Genomic DNA, 18,670 nt, shown 5'->3' with positions numbered 1-18,670 from the left:
TCCGGTCATGTTCCTGTCCGCCAGCAGGAGGTCGGCCTTTTATGTCCACGACACGACGTCAGGTGCTTGCCCGTACCGGTGCGGTGGGTGCGGGAATCGCCTTCACCGGAGCGCTCTCGGAACTCTTCGCGGGCAGCGCCGCCGCGCAGGGCAGGGCGGGGTACGGGCCGCTGGTGCCCGACCCCGCGGGTCTGCTCGATCTGCCGAAAGGTTTCCGCTACCAGGTCCTGTCACGGGAGGGGACCGATCTGCCCTCAGGTGAGGGCAAGGTGCCGAGCAACTTCGACGGCATGGACGCGTTCCGCGGCAAGAAGGGCGGCGTCCATCTCGTCCGCAACCACGAGAACCGGCACAACGGAAGAATCGCCGTGCCCACGGTCGAGGGCCTCACCTACGACCCGATGGGCAAGGGCGGCTGTACGGCCATCGCGCTCGACCGCCACAACAACGTCCTGGGCCAGCGGGTCGCGATCGCCGGCACGGCGGTCAACTGCGCGGGTGGGCCCACCCCCTGGGGCACCTGGCTGACCTGCGAGGAGACCGAGGACAAGGCCGGCACGAACGGCTACACCAAGGACCACGGCTTCATCTTCGAGGTCGACCCCGTCGACCCGCGCCGCACCGGAGCCGTGCCGCTCACCGCGATGGGCCGCTTCCAGCACGAGGCGATCGCCGTCGACCCGCGCCGCGGCGTCGTCTACGAGACCGAGGACGCCTTCCTCAAGCCCTTCGGCCTGTTCTACCGTTTCCTGCCCAAGAAGCCCGAGGGCGGCCGCGGTTCGCTCCGCGCGGGCGGCAAGCTCCAGGCCATGCGCGTACCGGGGGTGCCCGACCTGTCCGCGATCCAGGAGACGGGCGCGTGCTTCGACGGCATCGAATGGGTCGACGTGCCCGATCCGCTCGCGGTCCAGACCCCCATCAGGAACCAGGACTTCGGCCCCAAGGGCATCACGCACGCGCAGAAGCTGGAGGGCTGCTACTGGGGCGGGAGTTCCGTCTACTTCGTGTCGTCGTTCGCGCACAGCGCGGAGGGCTCCGCGGCCGACCACTTCGGGCAGATCTGGCGCTACGAACCGACGAAGCGCCGGCTCACCCTGGTGATCGTCTTCGGCCCGGACACCGACATCCAGATGCCCGGCGAGTCCCCCGACAACATCTGCCTCGCGCCCAGCGGCGGCCTGATGGTGGCCGAGGACGGCGGAGGCGCCCAGCACGTGTACGGCCTGACCCGCCGGGGCGAGGTCTACGCGATGGCCCGCGGCCGGCAGAACATCGGCACCCCGCAGGAGCCGGAGTGGGGCGAGTTCGCGGGCGTCTGCTTCTCGCCGGACCACGACACGATGTACGTCAACTGCTACACGCCCGGGACGACGTTCGCGGTGACGGGCCCGTGGCACAGGACGTGACGCGCGCCGACGTGGACTGACGTGACGTGGACTGACGTGACGTGAACTGACGCGCGTCGACCGAGCAGGGGTGCGGCGGGCCCGTCGCGGGCTGCCGCACCCCCGGAGGCATCGCGGCTAGGAGCCGATCACCGGGTAGTGGTCGGAGAGGTTGGTGTAGGTGTACTTCGTGCCCCAACTGGACACCGTCCAGGGCGCGCTCTGCTCCTTGACCACTTCGTTGTGCCAGGTGGCGGGGCGGGCGTGCCCCTTGCGGTGGAGGACGTGGTCCAGGTCCTCGCGGGGGTCGTCCGGGTAGCGCTCGGCCGCGATGGAGTTGTCCCGGGTGTCGAAGGAGTACGGGTGGCCCGTGCGGCCGTCGGCGGGGGCGAGACCGGCGTCGGCGAGCATCGAGGCGTACTCGGCGCTGTGCGAGTCGACGTTGAAGTCCCCGGCCACGATGACCTGTTCGCCCGCCGGGATGTTCTTGGCGTCCAGGAAGGCGTCCATCTCCTTGAACTGCCGGGCGCGGGTGGTGGCCGCCTCGCCGGAGCCGCAGCCCGGGTCGGTGGACTGGGCGTGGGTGCCGACGACGTGCACCTTCGTGCCGTTGACGTTCAACTGGGCATAGACGAAGCCCTTGTTGGAGTAGTAGTCGGAGCCGCAGGCATCCTTGTAGACGTACTGCTCCTTGCGCAGGATCGGCCATTTGCTCAGGACGGTCACGCCGCCGTCCTCCGGGGTCACCGACGAGTACGCGCCGCCGGTGGCGTCCCAGCCGCTCTTGCTCCGGCCCATGACGGGGGTCTGGTGCGGGTAGCGGTCCGCGGCATTGGCCTTCAGCGCGTCCGACGCGGAGTTGTCGAAGGCCTCCTGGACGACGACCACGTCCTTGCCCCGGAAGAAGTCCGCGGCCGGGATGGCCTTGGCGCGGTGGTCCTGGCCCCAGTTCGGGTAGAGGGTCTTGCTGAAGAGGAACGCGTTGTAAGAGAGCACCTTGAGTGCGGGCGTGTCGACGGAGGCGGCAGGCGCGTCGGCGGCGGACGTGCCGGCGGCGGTCGCGGCCGGGGCGACGGCGGTGAGCGTCGCCGCGGCGAGCGCGGTGGTGATCGCGACGGCGTGAGTCCTGCGCAGCGCTGGGTGCGGCACTGAATCTCCTGTGGGTGGGGGGTTGTTGCGGCTGATGGGGCGCCGCACATCCAATCAGCCGTGATTACTTCTGGGGATACGTCACGTGAACAAAGAACACGGGGCGGGAACGCGTTGTTTTTGTGTGACCTGCCAGGACTCCAACCATGACTCAAATGGCGTGGAGCCAGGCGCTGTTGCGGGACGGCTCCGGGCGACCTGAGGCGAGACCACCTCGAACCATCGGGGACGATCCCGTGGTCACAGGTCGGCGAGCGTGCTCTCCACCGTGTCGAGCAGCGTCTGCCGGTCGTCCTGGACGCGGGCGAGGACGCGCAGGCCGTAGTAGGTGCTCTGCACCCGGCGGGCGACGGTCCGCGCGTCGGCGGTCGACCGGAGCTCGCCGTCGTGCTGACCGGCCGCCACGACCGCGCGCAGCTCCTCCTCCACCCGGTCGAAGGTGCGCCGCACGGCGTCCTTGACCTCCGGGTCGGGTCCGGCGATCTCGACGGCCGCGTTGATCGCGAAGCAGCCGCGCCCGTCCGCCGCGTCGAGGTCGGCGTCCACGGCGTGGACCATCATGTCCCGCAGCCGCTCCTTCGCGGTGCCCTCGCCCCGCAGGATCGCGACCTGCTCGGCGGTGCTGGTCTCGTGATACCGCCGCAGTGCGCGCAGATAGAGCTGCCGCTTGCCGCCGAAGGTGTTGTACAGGCTGGAGGGCCCGAGGCCCGTGCTGTCGCACAGCGCGCGCGTCGAGGTGCCTTCGTAGCCGTGCCGCCAGAAGGTGTCCATGGCCGCGGTGATGACGCGGTCCTCGTCGAACTCTCGTGGCCTGGCCATGGCCCCAGGGTACGCGTTTTGGAATACACGTACAAAATCCGTGGCGTCCCGGCGCGCCCCCACCTGCCCCACCTATACGAGGGCGCCGACGCTCACGGTCTCGGTCCGGGCCGCCCGCTGGAGCCGCCACGCCCAGAGCACGGCCGCCGCGCCGGCCGCGGCGAGCGCGGCGCCGACCCAGGCCACCGAGGCGTAACCGAGCCCGGCGTCGATGGCCAGACCGCCGAGGAGCGGGGCCAGGGTGTTGCCGACGTTGAACGCGGCGGTGTTGGTGGCGCCGACCAGCGTGGGGGCGGCCGGGGCGAGCGTGAACACCCGTGACTGGAGGGCGGGGTTGGTGACGTATCCGACCAGGCCCAGGAGGAACACCAGGACGATCACGACGACCGCGGAACCGGCCGTCAGGGCCAGCAGCGCGGAGAAGAGGGCGAGCGCCCCGAGGCCCAGGCCGAGGGTCCGCAGTGGATGGGCCGCGGCGGTGCGACCGCCGATCGCCAGGCCCACCATGCCGCCGACGCCGAACAGGGCGAGGACGGCGGGCACCCAGCCCTCGGGCACTCCGCTGACGTCGGTCAGCAGGGGCGCGAGATAGCCGAAGGTGACGATGACCGCCCCGAAGGCGAAGGCCGTGATCGCGTACGAGAGCCAGAGCTGGGGCCGCGCCATCCCGCGCAGCTCCGCCTTCACCGACGTACGCCCGGCTTCGGGACGGCCGCCGGGGACGACGAGCAGCGTGCACGCGAGGCTCACCAGGGTGGCGGCGGCCACCGCCCAGAACGCGGCGCGCCAGCTGGAGTACTGGGCGAGCAGGGTGCCGGCGGGCACACCGACGACCGTGGCCAGCGTGAGCCCCCCGGCCAGGACGGCGACGGCCTTCGCCTTGGCCGCGGGCGGCACGAGGGCGACCGCGGTGGCCACGGCCACGCCCCAGTACCCCGCGTACGCGAGGGCGCTGAGCACACGCGTGACGAAGAGGACCCCGTAGCCGGGCGCGAGGGCGCCGATCACGTGGGCGACGACGAAGGCCGCCTGGAGGGAGACGAGGGCGGTCCGGCGCGGCCAGCTCAGGGTGGCCACCGCGAGCAGGGGCGCGCCGACGACCATGCCGATCGCGAACGCCGAGATCAGCAGGCCCGCGTCCGGGATGGACACCCCCAGGTCGGCGGCCATGCCCGGCAGAAGGCCGGACAGCATGAACTCCGAGGTCCCTTGGGTGAAGATGCCGAGCCCCAGCACGTACACCGCAGGCGGCATGGACGCCCCTCTCCTGATCGCGATCGCGATTCATGTTCTGGAGCGACTGCTCCATAATCGACGATCAGGACGCTAGCACATTCTGAATCGCTCGCTTCAAAACTGTTCGTTCAGAGGGCGCCGGCCCGGTCGCAGCCCGGCGGCCTCGCTCCCGGCGGGGCGGTGTTGTCAGTGGCGGGTGTCATTCTGATCGGCATGAAACCGCTTCTCTCGGCCGGTGCGGAGCCGTTGACCCTGGCCGGTGTCGGTGCCGCGCTGCGTGCGGCGTGGGCCGCCGACACCTGCTCCCCCGACGACGTGGCCCGCACCCCGTGGACCCCCGACAATCCCGCCTGGGGGCACTGCGACATCACCGCGCTCGTCGTGCACGACCTCTTCGGCGGCGAGTTGATGGTGGGCGAGGTGTGGTCCGCCGGGGGCGAGCAGCAGGGCTTCCACTGGTGGAACCGCCTGGCGAGCGGTGTCGAACTGGACCTGACGCGGGAGCAGTTCCTCCTCGGCCAACGGGTCACGGCGCCTCGCGCCGTGGTGCGGCCACCGGGCCGCCTGCCGCGCCGCCAGGCGGAATACGAACGGTTGTGGCAGCGGTTCACGGAAGCGGTGTAGCGCCCGCACGCCCACGTCCCGACGCCGGGGCGCCGCTTCGGTGCCACCGACCCGAGAGAGAGCAGGCCGTCAGCATGGAGTTGCACACCCGCGAGTGGGGCACCGGTGACCGGGTCGCCGTCCTGGTCCACGGCATCATGTCGGACCACCGCACCTGGCGCCGCGTGGGTCCGGCTCTCGCGGACAAGGGCTACCGGGTGATCGGCGTGGACCTGCGCGGGCACGGCGCCAGCGGGCGCGGCGCGTACAGCCCGGAGATCTTCGCGGACGACCTCGTGGACACGGTGCCTGCCGGGGTCGAGCTCGCGATCGGGCACTCGCTGGGCGGCATGGCGCTGGCCCTGGCGGTGGAGCGGCTCGCACCGGCGCGGGCGGTCTACTCCGACCCGGCGTGGGCGCTCGGCGCGGCGGGCGTGGACCCCGCCGTGTTCGTCCAGTTCCGGAAGGCGACCCGGACGACGATCACGAACCTGAACCCGCGCTGGGAGGAGGCCGACGTCGACGTCGAGGTCGCCACGCTGGCCCTCTGGGACCCGGACACCGCGCTCGGCTTCTCCGGAGCGAACGCCCTCGACCGCACGCCCGCCGCTCCGGCGGTCCCGTCGCTGGTGCAGGCCGCCGACCCCAGCCATCTCCTCTCCGAGGCGCTGAAAGGGGATCTGAGGAGGCGCGGGTTCGAGGTGCGGACGGTCAAGGGCGCAGGACACACCATCCACCGCGATGACTTCGACGCGTTCATGGGGTCGTTGGACGGCTGGATATAGGCGCGGTCCACTGGTCTGCCCTACTTCTCGAACACCCTCGCGTGGGCCGCGTGATAGGCGGCTTCGGCGCTGGTGTGCACCAGGCGCTGGTCGACGGGGGCGCGGAGGATGAGGAGGCGGTAGTAGAAGGGCGCGCTCAGGGCGGCGATGACTTCGTACGGGTCGGTTTCCGGGGGGAGTTCGCCGCGTTCGACGGCGTGGCTCACGATCCGGGTGACGTGTTCGGTGCGTGCGGTGAAGGCGCCGCGGACGATGTCGGCGACGCGTGCGTCCTGCGCGGCCGCCGCCACGATGCCCTCGACGAGGTGGTAGTTGCGCGGCACGGCCTGGAAGTCGGCGATGGCCTGGGCCAGTTCGTGCAGGTCCTGCCGGAAGTCACCGGAGTCCGGGGTGGGGATCGTCGAGCTGTGCTGGGCCAGCAGGTCCACGACGACGCCTTCGACGGTGCGCCAGCGGCGGCGGATCGTGGACACGTGGACGCCGGAGCGCGCGGCGAGCTTGTCCAGGGTGAGCGCGTGGAACCCGGCCGCGTCGAGCTCGTCCAGGGCAGCCGCGAGAACGGCGGTGCGGGTACGGGCCGTCCGCCCGCCCGGGCGGGCCGAACCATGAGGGGGTCGCTCAGTCATCGGCGCCAATCTACTGCGCACAAGATCCCACACCCCCGCCCACCTCGGTGGCCCCGGTCCGCCCCTGTGGGCCTCGCGGCCCCGCGTTGCGCGCGGGGCGCGCCTCTCGCTAACGTGAGCGGAGCCTAATGCTCCACGACGAGCGTTAGCGACTGTTCGACCGATCACGAGCGCGGGGGTTAGGCATGGCAGAGGACTGGAAGGGCGCATTCGTCCCGTCAGGCGACGAGAGGTTCTCACCCGAGATCCGGTGAGCCCGGCGGCAGGCACTCGGCGTGGTCCCCGTGAGCGCACGGAAGTGGTGGCGCAGGGCCGCCGGGGACGTGAACCCCGCGAGAGCGGCGACGCGTTCCACCGGGATGTCCGTCGTCCGCAGCAGGCGCTGCGCCTCCTGAAGGCGTGCGCGCAGCAGGTACTGGAGCGGGCTGAGACCCGTGTGCGCACGGAAGCGGCGGGTGAGGCTGCTGATGCTGGTGCGCGCGTGGGTGGCGATGTCGGGGAGGGTGAGCGGGAGGTGGAGTTCGGCCTCCATCCACCGCAGGGTGGGTTCGATGCCCGCGCTCTCCGCGACCTCCCGGTCGATCTCCTCCCGGACGCTGTCCGCGTCGGCGTGGAGGGGCGTGAGGAGTTCCCGGGAGGTCTCGCCCGCCACCCGTCGGCCGTGATCACGCCCCAGGACGTGCAGACAGACGTCCAGCCCTCCGTAGATGCCCGCCGCCGTGAGGAACGGCCCGTCCTCGACCACGGCGCCGAGCGGGTCGACGTCGATACGGGGGTGCAGCTCCGCCAGTTCCTCGACGTGCCGCCAGCCGGTCGTGGCGCGGCGGCCGTCGAGCAGACCGGCCGCCGCGAGCGTGAACGTCCCGGTGCCGACGGCGGCGACCCGGCACCCCCGGTCCGCCGCCGCCCGGAGCGCGGCGAGAACACCGGGCGGCGGGGCGTCACGGTGTCCGGCACGCCCGGGGACCAGCACGACGTCCGCGTCGGCGAGGCCGTCGAGTCCGTGCGGTGCGCCGATCCGCAGCGCGGGCGCCGGGGCGCCCGTCGCCCGCAGGCCGGGGGCCGCGCAGAGCCTGACCTCGTACTCCGCTTCGGGGTGCTCGCGGCAGGCGGTGCCGAAGACCAGCCCCGGGGTGGTGAGTTGATGCCCCGGGGCCCCGTCGAGAGCAAGGACGGCGATGACTGACATGTCCCGAATCTAACCGTGTGGCCGGAGACGGGCCGCATCCCCTCCCGGGTCCCGGGCGAACCTCTCCGGGCCCACGGGCTCCCCGACCTGTCCGGGGCCGCGGGTCTCCGGGGCTTTGGGGCTTTGGGGCTCCGGGGCTCCGGGGCTCCGGGGCTCCGGCTCTCAGACCTTCTTGTGGAGCGTCTTGCCGATCCAGCCCTTGTAAACCGTCACGTTGGTGTATAGCCCAGGGCCGGTGGAGCACCGCGCGTCCCAGTCGCCGTCGCCCGACGTCGTCCCGACGAGCTCCGGGCGGCCCCCCTTCGCGCGCTGGATCTGCGGGCCGCCGGAGTCCCCGAAGCACGCCATGGCGCCCGGCTTCGGGCTGACCGTGCACAGCCGGGTGTGCCCGGCCCTTCCGGAGCACTCCTCCTCGGTGCCCCTGCGGGTGTCCAGCTCCTGGAGCCGCGCGGGGAACTTCATCTCGGCCATGTCGCCCGTGTCGACGGTGGTACCGAAGCCGAGGATTCGGGTGCGCGTGCCGGCCGGGCCCGCCTTCCCGGCGATCCGGAGGGGCTGCTGGGCCACCGGCCGGTCAAGACGCACCAGCGCGAGGTCGTCCTTGTTGGGGGTGACCCTGCCGGGGGCGGTCTCCGTGCCCTGCTCGTACCCCGGGTGGATCACGACCTTGTCGATGGCGCGGACGGTGCCCCCGGTCTTGCGGTGCTCACTGCCCACGCGCACCTTCCCGGTCGGGGTGATCTCCAGCTCGGGGTCGACGCAGTGCGCCGCGGTGAGCACCCACCGGGGGTCGATCAGCGTCGCCCCGCATTGGGCGTCGGCCTCCACCATGGGGATCGTGGCCATGAACGGGTAGCGCTGCGTGGAGTCATGGCCGTTGACGACGGCACCGGCGCTGCCGGCCAGCGCCGTGGCGCCGAGAACGGCCGTCGCGCCGGCCGCCGCGGCGGCCCGCACGAGCAGGCCCCGCCGCCGTGAAGAGCGGGCATCGGTGGTCGGCCGGAAATCCGGACGGTGCATGGGGTGACCTTTCAAGAAGAGGTGGTGCGGCTGTGCACGGGCCGGAAGTCCCCTCGCTTCGGTCCGTCGTCCCCGTTGTCCCCGTCATCCTCCGGTCCGGCTCCGGGCCCGGAACAGGCTCCTCGATGTCACCCTCGGCTAAATTCTGGACATGTCAGTGATCGCCGTCCTCGCCCTCGACGGGACTCCCGGGCACCAACTCACCGCGCCCGCGCTCGCCTTCGCCACCGCGGCGCGGCATCACCCGACCATCGCCTACGACCTGCGGATCTGCACCGGGCCCGGCTTCCGGGCCACGGGTTCGCCCGCCCCCTTCCGCGTCGAGGCCGACTGGGGTCTCGACGGACTCGACGGCGCCGACACCGTGCTGCTGCCGGGGCACGCGGGCTTCCGTGACGCGCCCGCACCGGAGGTCGCAGAGGCCCTGCGCGCCGCCGCCGCGCGCGGCTGCCGGATCGGGGCCGTCGGCACCGGCACGTTCACGCTCGCCGCCACGGGACTCCTCGACGGACGCCGCGCCGCCACCAGCCGCTGGCACACGGCGGAACTCGCCGAGCTGCACCCCCGCACCGAGGTCGACCCCGACGGTTCGGTCGTGGCGGACGGGCCCTTCCACAGCGCTGCCGGGGTCCTCGGCGGCATCGACCTCTGCCTGCATCTGATCACCCTGGACCACGGTGAACCCGTGGCCATCGAGACCGAGCGGCAGGTCTTCCTCCAGCTCCACTCCCCCACCGCCGCCCACGCGACGGACGGCGCGGCCGACGCGGTGTTCAACGCGGTCACCCTGCCCGGCAGCCGCATCGAGCCGACCACGCGGTGGATGGAGGCGAATCTGCACCACCCGCTGACGCTCACCGAGATCGCCGCGCACGCGGGGCTCGGCGTCCGCAGCCTGACCCGCCGATTCCGCGCCGAGACGGGCCTGACCCCGCTCCAGTACCTGCTCCGTACGCGCGTCCAGCGGGCCCAGCGGCTCCTGGAACGCACCGACGAGCCGGTGGAGCGCGTCGCGGCGCGGACCGGCCTCGGCACGCCCGCCAACCTGCGCCACCACTTCCAGCGCCTGACGGGCACGAGTCCCAGCACCTACCGCGCGGCCTTCCGCTCGATGGTCGCCGGGCTCACCTGGCCGGAGCGGGCTTCCGGCCCGCCGTCCGAGGAGTGAGGGGCCCGTCCGGCGACCGGGCCGAGCTGCCCGGTGGGCGGGCGATGCCGTCCGACCGGTGAGCGGCGCACGGCGCGGCAGGCGGTTCGGCCGTCCGGGGCGGCGTGGGGCCGCGCGACCCTCGCCTCACCATTTCATCCTTTTTATGCCTATACGTTCGCCGGATGAACGTCCTGACACGCACGCCGACCGCGCAGAGACCGTCGGCCGCCCCCGGGCGGCGGCCGAGAGCACGGCGAGCGACCGCCGCCCGTGCCCTGAGCGCCCTGACCCTCACCGCACTCGCCGCCTGCGGCACGGTTTCCGAGCCGAGCGGCTCCGGAGCGCAGAGCGCACGCGCCACGGCGAGCGCATCGCCCCGCCCCGCGACCCTCGCGCCCGGCCCCGCGGGGCTCACCCCGGTCTTCAAGAACGCTCCCCGCACCCCGGCGTCCGCCGCCCCCGCCGTCGCGCTCACCTTCGACGCCGACATGACCGCCGACCAGGGGCCGCGCGCCGCGTCGGGCGAGCGGTTCGACCATCCGGCCCTCGTGTCGACGCTGCGGCGGCTGAAGGTGCCGGCGACGTTCTTCATGACCGGGCGGTGGGCCGAGGAGTATCCGGCGCAGGCCAAGGACATCGGCCGCGACCCGCTCTTCGAGGTCGCCAACCACTCCTACAGCCACTACGCCTTCACCGAGCGCTGCTACGGCCTGCCGACCGTCCCCGCCTCCCGCATGCGCGCCGACGTGGAGCGCGCCTTCGCCGCCTTCCGCAAGGCGGGCGTCGAGCATCAGGTGCCGTACTTCCGCTTCCCCGGGGGCTGTTACGACAAGCGGGCGCTGCGGGCGCTGGCACCCGGCGGGGTCACGGCCGTGCAGTGGGACGTGGTGAGCGGCGACGCCTTCGCGACGGACGCCGACGCCGTGGCCCGGCAGGTCCTCGACGAGGTGCGCCCGGGCTCGGTGGTCGTCATGCACTGCACGCGCAGCGCGGCTCCCACGACCGAGCGCGCCCTGCGGAAGATCGTCCCGAAGCTGCGCGAGCGCGGCTTCAGGTTCGTCCGGGTGTCGGAGCAGATCAGGGCGGCCGGTACGCGCGGATAGGCACGGACAGGCACGCACAGGCACGGCCGGTCACGGGTCGCCGCCCGCCGGTCGCTCTGGACGGCCGCGGATAGGCTGGCTCCCATGGACTCCACCGCCGAATCAGCCGAAGCCGCCGAAGCCGCGGACACCGTCGACGGCCCGTTCGCCGAGTGCGTGCTGTGCCGCGAGCCGACCGAGTACCCGGAGACGCACAAGGGCGTGACGCTGTGCCCCGTGTGCGAGTGGCACGAGGCACAGCGCACCGCCTGCTCGGGCTGAGCGTCCCGGGACGTACGCCGGACCGGGCATCCCGACGCATGATCCGCGGCCGCGTGGGCGCGCCTGGCCGGTGGGAAAAGCCCCTGCCGGGTCCGATCTTCCGCCTGGCAAAATGGGTGGGTGAGCAGCGACCAGTCCGCCGGGAATTCCCCGCAGCAGGACACCCCAGACCCCCAGGACAGCCCCTTCCGCGCGGAGCCGACGCCACGCGACGAGGCACCTCAGTACGTCCTGCCGCTGGTGGCGCGCATCGAGCGCGCCGAGCCCCCGCACCGTACGGACGCCCTGGAGACCGCGGCCCGTGCGGTGCTCGTCATGCTGGCCGACAAGCGGTCCCTCGGCGACGGCGCGTGGGCGCAGGCCATGCGGGACTGGCAGGACGCCCGGATCCGCAAGGTGGTGCGGCGGGCCCGCGGCGCCGAGTGGCGGCGGGCCGAGGCGCTCCCGGGCATCACGGTCACCGGAAAGTCGGCGGAGGTCCGCGTCTTCCCGCCGGTGCCGCTGGACGGCTGGCCCAAGGACCTCGCCCGGCTCCAGGTCTCCGGCACGGACCTGGACGATCCCGAGGCGGTACCGCCCGCGGACACGACCGCGCCCGTCCTGTGGATGAGCCCCGACGTCGGCATGTCGGCGGGCAAGGCGATGGCTCAGGCCGGGCACGGCGCCCAACTGGCCTGGTGGGAGCTGTCGGACGAGGAGCGCGCGGCCTGGCGGGACGCCGGTTTCCCGCTCTCCGTCCGCACCCCGGACGCGGCACGCTGGCGCGAACTGACGGCGAGCGGCCTGCCGGTGGTGCGCGACGCGGGCTTCACGGAGATCGCCCCCGGTTCCTGCACCGTGGTCGCCGACCACCCCGCGTTGCGCCGACAGGACCACCCTCGCGAGCGCGCGGGGGAGGATGTACGGCGAGACATCGACGAAGTACGGCGTTGAGGAGACCGGCATGGCGAGCGAGCTCGGCGTGAGCGAGGACGCTGGGGCGAGAGCGGGCGCCGGAACGGGAACGGCCCCGAGCGCGGGCGCGACCGGTACCGCCAAGGTCGACGGACGCGTCGAGCGCGGCAACCAGACCCGGCGCCTCGTCCTGCGCCGCACGGTCGACATCGCCTCGGTCGAGGGCCTGGACGCACTCTCCGTCGGCCGGATCGCCACCGAGTTGAAGCTCAGCAAGAGCGGTGTCTTCGCGCTGTTCGGCTCCAAGGAGGAGCTCCAGCTCGCCACCGTCCGCGCGGCGGGCCGCATCTACCTGGACACGGTGGTGGAACCGGCCGAGCAGACCCCGCCCGGCCTCGACCGCGTCCGGCAGCTGTGCGCGCGCTGGCTCGACTACTCGGAGCAGCGGGTCTTCCCCGGCGGCTGCTTCTTCTACGGGGTGATCGCCGAGTTCGGCGCCCGGCCGGGCGCGGTGCACGACGCCCTGGCCCGCGCCAACCGCGACTGGACCGGCCGGATGGAGCAGCACGTCGCCGAGGCCCGCGACGCCGGCGAGCTGCACCCGGACACCGACGCTCCCCAGCTCGCCTTCGAGCTGATCGCCCTGATGGAGACGGCGAACTCGCACTCGGTGCTGCACGACGAGCCGGACGCCTACCGCAGGGCGGCCACCGCCATCACGGCCCGCCTGCGCCTGGCGGCCACGAACCCGTCGTCGGTGCGACCACTCTCCTGAGCGGCCGACCAGACGTTCGCGCAATCGCCCCACCGGATGGGCGCGCAATCGCCCCACCGGGCGGACGCGCAATCGCCCACCAAACGGGCCGTGATCGCCCCACCGGACGGCCGAAACAACTCCGCGAAACAAGTAGCACGACCGTTCGTTTAGATTTATGCTCGCGGTATGCCTTCCTTCCCGCCCAACCCGCGCACCATCGCGCGGACGTCCTGGCAAGCGGGCCCCGCGGCGACGCACGCGCCGGGCCCCGCCCTGGTGAGCGTCACGGAGTTCACCGCCCACCGGCACACCGATGCGGTTCCCATCGCCCTGTCGGGACTGCGGCTGCGCAGGCGCTGGCCGGAGACGTCCGGCGCCGTCGGCATGTGGCTCTGGATCGACCCGTGGCACAAGCGCTCGGGGTCCGTCTCGGTCTGGACCGACGAGCGGTCGCTGTACGCGTTCGTCCGGCGCCCCGACCACGTGCGCATCGTCCGCGCCCACCAGAACCGGGGCGCGATGCGCGCCACCTCCTGGCCGGTGGACCGGCCCGACGACCCGGCAGCCATCTGGGCCTCCGCGCAGGCCCTGCTCACCGCGCCCGCCTCAACCGCCTGGCCCGAAGCGGCCGTTCACCCCAAGGAAGGCCCGAAGACCTCATGACCGACCCGACCGACCTGACCGACCCGACCGACCTCCTCGCGCTCGACCGCACCGCCGTCCGGGAATCCCTCCGCCTCCTGCGCTCGGCCCGCGACGGCGACTGGGAGCGCCCCTCCCCCTGCTCCGGCTGGACGCTGCGCGATCTCGTGGCACACATGGCAGCGCAGCACCACGGGTTCGCCGCGGCGGCACGGGGAGCCGGTGCCGACCGTACGTACTGGATCGCTCCCGAACTCGGCCGTGATCCGTTCAAGGTGTACGACGAGTCCGTGCGGCACGTGCTGGCCGCCTTCGCCGAAGAAGGCGTCATGGAACGGGGGTTCACGCTTCCCGAGATCGGGGCCACCGTCTCGGGGCACATCGCCGTCGGCTTCCATTTCCTGGACCACGTGGTGCACTCCTGGGACGTGGCGAAGGCCGTCGGCGCCGAGGAACCGGGCTTCCCCCCGCCGGTCGCCAGGGCCGCGCTGGAGATCGCCCGCCGCGTGCCGAAGGACCCCGAACGCCGGGGACCGGGGGCCGCGTTCGCTCCCGTACTGCCCACGCCGGAGGACGCCTCCCCGCTGGAGGAGACGCTGGCCCTCCTCGGCCGCTCGCCCGCATGGTCGCCGACGTCACACACGGGTCCGGCAAAGCGTTGAACATCACGCACGCATCTTCCGTATCTCCCGGTACCAGGAAGTAGCTTGCCTCCACGGCAGGTTGACGGGCAGGGAGGCACGGCACATTGCGGCGCATCAACGGCACGGCTCTGATCATCGCGGCACTCGTGGTCACACTGGGCGCGCTCGCGTTCCCCATGTGGTCCTACGCCGACCGTTCGGGAACGGGGCAGGCCAATCTGGCCGCCGGATCCGTGGCCACCCAGTGGGGCCCCCTTTCGGCGGCCGACCGCGATCTGCTGGTCAAGGTGCGGCTGGCCGGGCTCTGGGAGCTGCCCGCGGGCCAGCAGGCCGTGGAGCGCGCGCCGACCGAGGCGATCAAGGAGGCAGGTGACCATCTGATCGTCGGCCACACGGACCTCGACAAGCGGGCCCGCGCGGTCGCGGCGCAGCTCAGCGTGGAGCTGCCGAACCAGCCCACCGCCCAACAACAGGGCTGGCTCCAGGAGTTGACCGAGGCCGAAGGGATGGAATACCAGCGGAAGTTCGCGAACCTGCTGCGGGTCGCGCACGGCAAGGTGTTCAGCGTGATCGCACAGGTGCGGGACAGCACCCGCAACACGCTCATCCGGCAGCTGGCCAGCGACGCGAACCAGACGGTCCTCGACCACATCACGATGCTGGAGGCCACCGGCCTCGTCGACTTCGACGAGATCGCGAACGGCGGCGCCGCCACCGCCACGGCCAGCCCCAGCGGCCCCCCGCCGCCCTCCGGCGTCCCCCCGGTGCCTCCGGCGGCGGGCCCGACCGGCGACGTGTCCACCACCTCGCGGCCCTCGCCCGCCCCGCCGGGAGAAGTCAACACGAACCGGCCGGAACCTCAAATGTAGCTCTGAACGTCCTCCCCCAGGGGTTCGGCGGCCCGCGGCGGGGCCATGACCTCTGCACACGTTCACAAGACACGGGCACGACGCGGGGTCTTGGCGGAGGAGGGGGAACATGAAGCACTTGGGGACCGGAATCGGATGGCGTCCGGAGATCGCGGACGCCGTGGAGCGGATGCCGGGCATCGACTGGGTCGAGGCCGTCGCGGAGAACCTGTGCCCGGGGCACCTCCCCGACTCCCTCCTGCGGCTGCGCGAGCGCGGTGTCACGGTGGTGCCGCACGGGGTCTCGCTGGGCCTCGGCGGCGCGGAACGCCCGGACGAGACGCGCCTCGCCGCGCTCGCCGAGCGCGCGCGGGCGCTCGGTTCGCCCCTGGTCACCGAGCACATCGCGTTCGTACGCGCCGGGGGCCCGCTGACGGCCTCGCAGCCCCTGGAGGCGGGCCACCTGCTTCCCGTACCGCGCACCCGCGACGCGCTCGACGTGCTGTGCGAGAACGTGCTCATCGCCCAGGACGCGCTGCCCGTGCCGCTCGCCGTGGAGAACATCGCGGCGCTGATCTCCTGGCCCGGCGAGGAGATGACCGAGGGACAGTTCCTGTACGAGCTCGTCGAGCGCACCGGCGTGCGTCTCCTCATCGACGTCGCGAACCTCCACACCAACCACGTCAACCGCGGCGAGGACCCGTCGAAGGCCCTGGACGAGCTGCCGGTCGAGGCCATCGCGTACGTCCACGTCGCGGGCGGCTTCGAGCGGGACGGCGTCTGGCACGACAGCCACGCCCACCCCGTCCCCGAGCCGGTCCTCGCGATCCTGTCGGACCTGGCGGGGCGGGTGAGCCCGCCGGGCGTCCTGCTGGAGCGGGACGAGAACTTCCCGGCACCCGGGGAGCTGGAGCGGGAGCTGGACGCGATACGGCAGCGGGTGCGCACGAAGGCCCCCGCACCCGTCTCCGGCGAGAGCGCCACCGTCACCGCCACCAACGCAGCCACCACCGCCACCACAGCCACCGCCACCCCACACGCCGTACGAGCCGCTGAGGCCGCACCAGCTGACCAAGCCTCCCCAGCCGCACAGACGACGCAGGCCACGCAGACACCACAGACTGCGCCGGCCGCGCAGACCGCGCAGACCGCCTCAGCCCCCAACGACCCCGACGGCCCCGACGACCCCGACGACCCCGACACCCCCGAAGCCTCCTCCCCCGCCCGTCAGCGTCTCGCCCTCGCGCAGACCGCTCTCCTGTCCGCCCTGGTGGCCGGCACGCCCGCGCCCGAGGGTTTCGACCGGGCCCGGCTGACCGTGCAGAGCCGGGCGCTGACCGGCAAGCGGGCGGACGTGGTGGCCAAGGTGGCGCCCGAGCTGCCGCAGATCCTCGGCGCCAGCTACCGCGCGGAGTTCTTCGCGTACGCCCAGGCGCGGCCGATGTCCGGCGGATACCGGCGGGACGCGCTGGACTTCGCCGAGCGGCTGCTGCTCGCCGGGCAGCCCGAGGACGCCGAGGCACGCGGCAGGCTGACCCGGTGGTGGCTCGACCGGTCCGGGCCCGTGCCGCCGGACGGGCGGCCGGTCACACGGTGGCTGCGGGCGGCGCGGTTCGCGCTGCGCCGGGGATAGGACGGCGGCGGTCATGGAGATCCTCTCCCTCTGTTTCGCCGCATTGGTCGCCGCCTCGTCGGCCGGTCTCCTCCTGGGTGCCGCCCGCATACGGCAGGCGGCGCCCGCTCAGCCCGACGCCCGGCACGGAGCCGTGTTCGACCCCCTGGAGGCCGCCTTCCTCGCCGGCGGCCCGGGCAGGGTCGCCGACGCCGCGATCGCGGCCCTGCACGAGGACGGCGGCCTGGTCGTCGCGTTCCCCGGGATCGTCGAGATCCGGACGGCCGAGGCGCGCAACCCGGTGGAGGCCGCGGTGCTCCAGGCCGGGGCCGACGCGCCGAGCGGAGCCCTGCACCGGCTGCGCATCGGCGTGATGCGCAGCCCCGCCGTCCAGGAGATCGGCGACGCGCTGGCCCGGCGCGGTCTGCTCGTGCGCCCCGAGGCCCTCGCCCGGCTGCGCCGCCGGACGCTCCGGCACCACGCACTGAGCGTCGTCGGGTTCTTCGTCGTGATCGCCGTCATCGCCGTCGAGGACGGCGACGGCCCCTCGTGGGACCCCGTGAGCGCGGCGACCATCACCCTGATCGTGGCCTGGCTGCTCGGCGTCCTGGTCGGCCGGCTCGGCAGCCGCGCCACCCGGACCCGGGTGACCGCCACGGGCCGGACCGCCCTCGCGGAGTACCGCGCCGCGGGCGCGCACGCGCCCGGCACCGCGGCGCACCGCGTGGCGGTGGAGGGTCTCGTCGGCGTCCTCGACCCCGAGCTCCAGGCCCAGTTGCAGGCCGCGCGCCGCGTCAAGCCGGGGCACGCGGCACAGACGTCGTCGTACGCCGGTTCCGGCTCGGGCACGATCGCCTGGTGCGGAGGCGGGGCCGGCGGTTCGTGCGGCGGCTCGGGCTGCGGTGGTTCCGGCGGCTGCGGGGGCGGCTCCTCCTGTGGCGGAGGAGGCGGCGGTGGCGGCTGCGGGGGTGGCGGAGGGGGCAGTTCCTAGCTCCCCGCCGTGCGGACAGCGCCCGCCCCGCATCCGATGCCCCTTACCGGTACGGCAGCTGACGTACTCCGGGCGGTATCCCGCTGGCGCCCTACCGCGGCGCACTAACGTGCGGTGCCGCAACAGGAGGCGTCATGCGATCCATCAACGGCACCGGCCTCGTCGTCGCGGGACTCGTCGCGACCCTGGCCGCGCTGCTCTTCCCCGTCTGGTCGTACGAGGACAGGTCCGGCACCGGCGTGGACAGACTCGACGCGGAGACGGTGTCGACGGAGTTCGGCCCGCTCTCCGCGCTCGACCGGGACTTCATCACCAAGGTGCGGCTCGCGGGCCTCTGGGAACTTCCGGCCGGGCAGCAGGCCGAGACGCGCGGCACCACCAAGGCGGTGCAGACGGCGGGCGAGCATCTCGTCGAGGGCCACACCTTCCTGGACGCGCGGGTGCGCGAGGTGGCGACACGGCTGCGTCTCGAACTGCCCAACCAGCCGACCTCGCAGCAACGGGCCTGGCTCGACGAGCTGAGCGACGCGCAGGGCGACGCGTACGACGAGAAGTTCGCCAACATCCTGCGGGCCGCCCACGGCAAGGTGTTCTCCGTGGTCGCCGAGGTCCGCGCGACCACCCGCAACTCGCTGGTGCGCGCGCTCGCGGACGACGCGAACACGACGGTCCTCGACCACATCACGGTCCTTGAGGACACGGGCTTCGTCGACTTCGACGAGCTGGCGCGCGACGCGGCATCGACGGCCCCCGTGCCGGTGACCCGCTCCCCCGCCCCGCCGGGCCCGGCCCGGTCCCCCGACCCCGCGAACCCGGTCACGCCCTCCCCCACCTTCTCGCTGCCGCCGCCGGCCGCACGCCCCAAGCCCACGAAGACCGCGGAGCCCACGAAGCCGGAACGCCCCAAGGACGGCAAGAACAGCAAGGACGGCAGAGGCGAGGAGAGCGGCAAGGAG

The 18,670-nt window shown here is 73.0% G+C and carries 19 protein-coding genes and 1 pseudogene; 14 read left to right on the top strand and 6 right to left on the bottom strand.

Going from position 1 to position 18,670, the window contains the following annotated elements:
• Positions 1 to 41 precede the first annotated feature (41 nt).
• Positions 42 to 1,406 (top strand): alkaline phosphatase PhoX, encoded by a 1,365-nt coding sequence (locus QBL25_RS31180; protein WP_409060269.1) that lies wholly within the window; start codon positions 42 to 44, stop codon positions 1,404 to 1,406.
• A 117-nt stretch (positions 1,407 to 1,523) separates the two neighbouring features.
• Here the strand turns inward: QBL25_RS31180 and sph are convergent, their stop codons facing one another.
• The 3 genes from sph to QBL25_RS31165 all read right to left on the bottom strand — a co-directional run bounded on the left by sph (position 1,524) and on the right by QBL25_RS31165 (position 4,607).
• A complete protein-coding gene (sph, locus tag QBL25_RS31175; RefSeq protein WP_409060268.1) occupies positions 1,524 to 2,534 on the bottom strand; it encodes a sphingomyelin phosphodiesterase in 1,011 nt (336 codons plus the stop codon).
• Positions 2,535 to 2,774: 240 nt separating this feature from the next.
• A complete protein-coding gene (locus tag QBL25_RS31170) occupies positions 2,775 to 3,353 on the bottom strand; it encodes a TetR/AcrR family transcriptional regulator (RefSeq protein ID WP_409060267.1) in 579 nt (192 codons plus the stop codon).
• Positions 3,354 to 3,425: 72 nt separating this feature from the next.
• Entirely contained in the window at positions 3,426 to 4,607 is a 1,182-nt protein-coding gene (locus QBL25_RS31165) for a Cmx/CmrA family chloramphenicol efflux MFS transporter (RefSeq protein WP_409060266.1), read from the bottom strand.
• Positions 4,608 to 4,802: 195 nt separating this feature from the next.
• On the opposite strand from QBL25_RS31165, the gene QBL25_RS31160 reads away from it, so the two are divergent.
• Positions 4,803 to 5,213, top strand: a complete 411-nt coding sequence (locus tag QBL25_RS31160; RefSeq protein WP_409060265.1) for a hypothetical protein — start codon at positions 4,803 to 4,805, stop codon at positions 5,211 to 5,213.
• A gap of 74 nt (positions 5,214 to 5,287) precedes the next feature.
• Positions 5,288 to 5,977, top strand: coding sequence for an alpha/beta fold hydrolase (locus tag QBL25_RS31155; RefSeq protein WP_409060264.1), 690 nt, complete (start codon positions 5,288 to 5,290; stop codon positions 5,975 to 5,977).
• A gap of 20 nt (positions 5,978 to 5,997) precedes the next feature.
• Here the strand turns inward: QBL25_RS31155 and QBL25_RS31150 are convergent, their stop codons facing one another.
• From QBL25_RS31150 to QBL25_RS31140, 3 genes are all read right to left on the bottom strand, one after another.
• The gene (locus QBL25_RS31150) at positions 5,998 to 6,603 is read right to left on the bottom strand and encodes a TetR-like C-terminal domain-containing protein (protein WP_409060263.1); all 606 of its coding nucleotides are present in this window, start codon (positions 6,601 to 6,603) and stop codon (positions 5,998 to 6,000) included.
• 145 nt (positions 6,604 to 6,748) lie between these two features.
• Complete coding sequence (locus QBL25_RS31145; RefSeq protein WP_409060262.1) at positions 6,749 to 7,792, bottom strand: GlxA family transcriptional regulator; 1,044 nt, start codon at positions 7,790 to 7,792, stop codon at positions 6,749 to 6,751.
• Positions 7,793 to 7,954: 162 nt separating this feature from the next.
• Entirely contained in the window at positions 7,955 to 8,812 is an 858-nt protein-coding gene (locus QBL25_RS31140) for a S1 family peptidase (RefSeq protein WP_409060261.1), read from the bottom strand.
• A 151-nt stretch (positions 8,813 to 8,963) separates the two neighbouring features.
• Between QBL25_RS31140 and QBL25_RS31135 the strand changes: the two genes are divergently transcribed.
• The 11 genes and pseudogenes from QBL25_RS31135 to QBL25_RS31085 form a co-directional block, all read left to right on the top strand.
• Entirely contained in the window at positions 8,964 to 9,980 is a 1,017-nt protein-coding gene (locus QBL25_RS31135; RefSeq protein WP_409060260.1) for a GlxA family transcriptional regulator, read from the top strand.
• 164 nt (positions 9,981 to 10,144) lie between these two features.
• Positions 10,145 to 11,065, top strand: a complete 921-nt coding sequence (locus QBL25_RS31130) for a polysaccharide deacetylase family protein (protein ID WP_409060259.1) — start codon at positions 10,145 to 10,147, stop codon at positions 11,063 to 11,065.
• 84 nt (positions 11,066 to 11,149) lie between these two features.
• Entirely contained in the window at positions 11,150 to 11,326 is a 177-nt protein-coding gene (locus tag QBL25_RS31125; RefSeq protein ID WP_409060258.1) for a hypothetical protein, read from the top strand.
• A 120-nt stretch (positions 11,327 to 11,446) separates the two neighbouring features.
• Positions 11,447 to 12,259: an aminoacyl-tRNA hydrolase gene (locus tag QBL25_RS31120; RefSeq protein WP_409060257.1), complete on the top strand. Its 813-nt coding sequence runs from the start codon at positions 11,447 to 11,449 to the stop codon at positions 12,257 to 12,259.
• 10 nt (positions 12,260 to 12,269) lie between these two features.
• On the top strand, positions 12,270 to 12,995 hold the full coding sequence (locus QBL25_RS31115; RefSeq protein WP_409060256.1) for a TetR/AcrR family transcriptional regulator: 726 nt from the start codon (positions 12,270 to 12,272) through the stop codon (positions 12,993 to 12,995).
• A gap of 168 nt (positions 12,996 to 13,163) precedes the next feature.
• Positions 13,164 to 13,640 carry a hypothetical protein gene (locus QBL25_RS31110; protein WP_409060255.1) on the top strand — a complete coding sequence of 159 codons (477 nt, stop codon included), beginning with the start codon at positions 13,164 to 13,166 and terminating at the stop codon, positions 13,638 to 13,640.
• On the top strand, positions 13,637 to 14,281 hold the full coding sequence (locus QBL25_RS31105; RefSeq protein WP_409060254.1) for a TIGR03086 family metal-binding protein: 645 nt from the start codon (positions 13,637 to 13,639) through the stop codon (positions 14,279 to 14,281). Before QBL25_RS31110 ends, QBL25_RS31105 begins: the two co-directional genes overlap by 4 nt.
• A gap of 86 nt (positions 14,282 to 14,367) precedes the next feature.
• Positions 14,368 to 15,132 (top strand): DUF4142 domain-containing protein, encoded by a 765-nt coding sequence (locus QBL25_RS31100; protein ID WP_409060253.1) that lies wholly within the window; start codon positions 14,368 to 14,370, stop codon positions 15,130 to 15,132.
• Positions 15,133 to 15,241: 109 nt separating this feature from the next.
• Positions 15,242 to 16,744, top strand: a complete 1,503-nt coding sequence (locus QBL25_RS31095) for a DUF692 domain-containing protein (RefSeq protein ID WP_409060252.1) — start codon at positions 15,242 to 15,244, stop codon at positions 16,742 to 16,744.
• A gap of 13 nt (positions 16,745 to 16,757) precedes the next feature.
• Complete coding sequence (locus QBL25_RS31090; RefSeq protein WP_409060251.1) at positions 16,758 to 17,714, top strand: TIGR04222 domain-containing membrane protein; 957 nt, start codon at positions 16,758 to 16,760, stop codon at positions 17,712 to 17,714.
• Positions 17,715 to 17,848: 134 nt separating this feature from the next.
• A pseudogene (locus tag QBL25_RS31085) lies at positions 17,849 to 18,583 on the top strand (DUF4142 domain-containing protein); the annotation flags it as partial.
• Positions 18,584 to 18,670 lie beyond the last annotated feature (87 nt).

This window comes from Streptomyces sp. SYP-A7185 (genome assembly GCF_046103685.1).
Taxonomy (GTDB): Bacteria; Actinomycetota; Actinomycetes; order Streptomycetales; family Streptomycetaceae; genus Streptomyces.
This window is presented reverse-complemented; position numbering and strand designations above follow the sequence as displayed.

Bases quoted from the DNA above. Each gene is read 5' to 3' on its own strand.
- QBL25_RS31125 (WP_409060258.1), top strand. From the start codon at position 11,150: ATGGACTCCACCGCCGAATCAGCCGAAGCCGCCGAAGCCGCGGACACC.
- QBL25_RS31160 (WP_409060265.1), top strand. From the start codon at position 4,803: ATGAAACCGCTTCTCTCGGCCGGTGCGGAGCCGTTGACCCTGGCCGGT.
- QBL25_RS31150 (WP_409060263.1), bottom strand. From the start codon at position 6,603: ATGACTGAGCGACCCCCTCATGGTTCGGCCCGCCCGGGCGGGCGGACG.
- QBL25_RS31155 (WP_409060264.1), top strand. From the start codon at position 5,288: ATGGAGTTGCACACCCGCGAGTGGGGCACCGGTGACCGGGTCGCCGTC.
- QBL25_RS31180 (WP_409060269.1), top strand. From the start codon at position 42: ATGTCCACGACACGACGTCAGGTGCTTGCCCGTACCGGTGCGGTGGGT.
- QBL25_RS31165 (WP_409060266.1), bottom strand. From the start codon at position 4,607: ATGCCGCCTGCGGTGTACGTGCTGGGGCTCGGCATCTTCACCCAAGGG.
- QBL25_RS31145 (WP_409060262.1), bottom strand. From the start codon at position 7,792: ATGTCAGTCATCGCCGTCCTTGCTCTCGACGGGGCCCCGGGGCATCAA.
- QBL25_RS31090 (WP_409060251.1), top strand. From the start codon at position 16,758: ATGGAGATCCTCTCCCTCTGTTTCGCCGCATTGGTCGCCGCCTCGTCG.
- QBL25_RS31095 (WP_409060252.1), top strand. From the start codon at position 15,242: ATGAAGCACTTGGGGACCGGAATCGGATGGCGTCCGGAGATCGCGGAC.
- QBL25_RS31170 (WP_409060267.1), bottom strand. From the start codon at position 3,353: ATGGCCAGGCCACGAGAGTTCGACGAGGACCGCGTCATCACCGCGGCC.
- QBL25_RS31110 (WP_409060255.1), top strand. From the start codon at position 13,164: ATGCCTTCCTTCCCGCCCAACCCGCGCACCATCGCGCGGACGTCCTGG.
- QBL25_RS31135 (WP_409060260.1), top strand. From the start codon at position 8,964: ATGTCAGTGATCGCCGTCCTCGCCCTCGACGGGACTCCCGGGCACCAA.
- QBL25_RS31115 (WP_409060256.1), top strand. From the start codon at position 12,270: ATGGCGAGCGAGCTCGGCGTGAGCGAGGACGCTGGGGCGAGAGCGGGC.
- QBL25_RS31105 (WP_409060254.1), top strand. From the start codon at position 13,637: ATGACCGACCCGACCGACCTGACCGACCCGACCGACCTCCTCGCGCTC.
- QBL25_RS31140 (WP_409060261.1), bottom strand. From the start codon at position 8,812: ATGCACCGTCCGGATTTCCGGCCGACCACCGATGCCCGCTCTTCACGG.
- QBL25_RS31130 (WP_409060259.1), top strand. From the start codon at position 10,145: ATGAACGTCCTGACACGCACGCCGACCGCGCAGAGACCGTCGGCCGCC.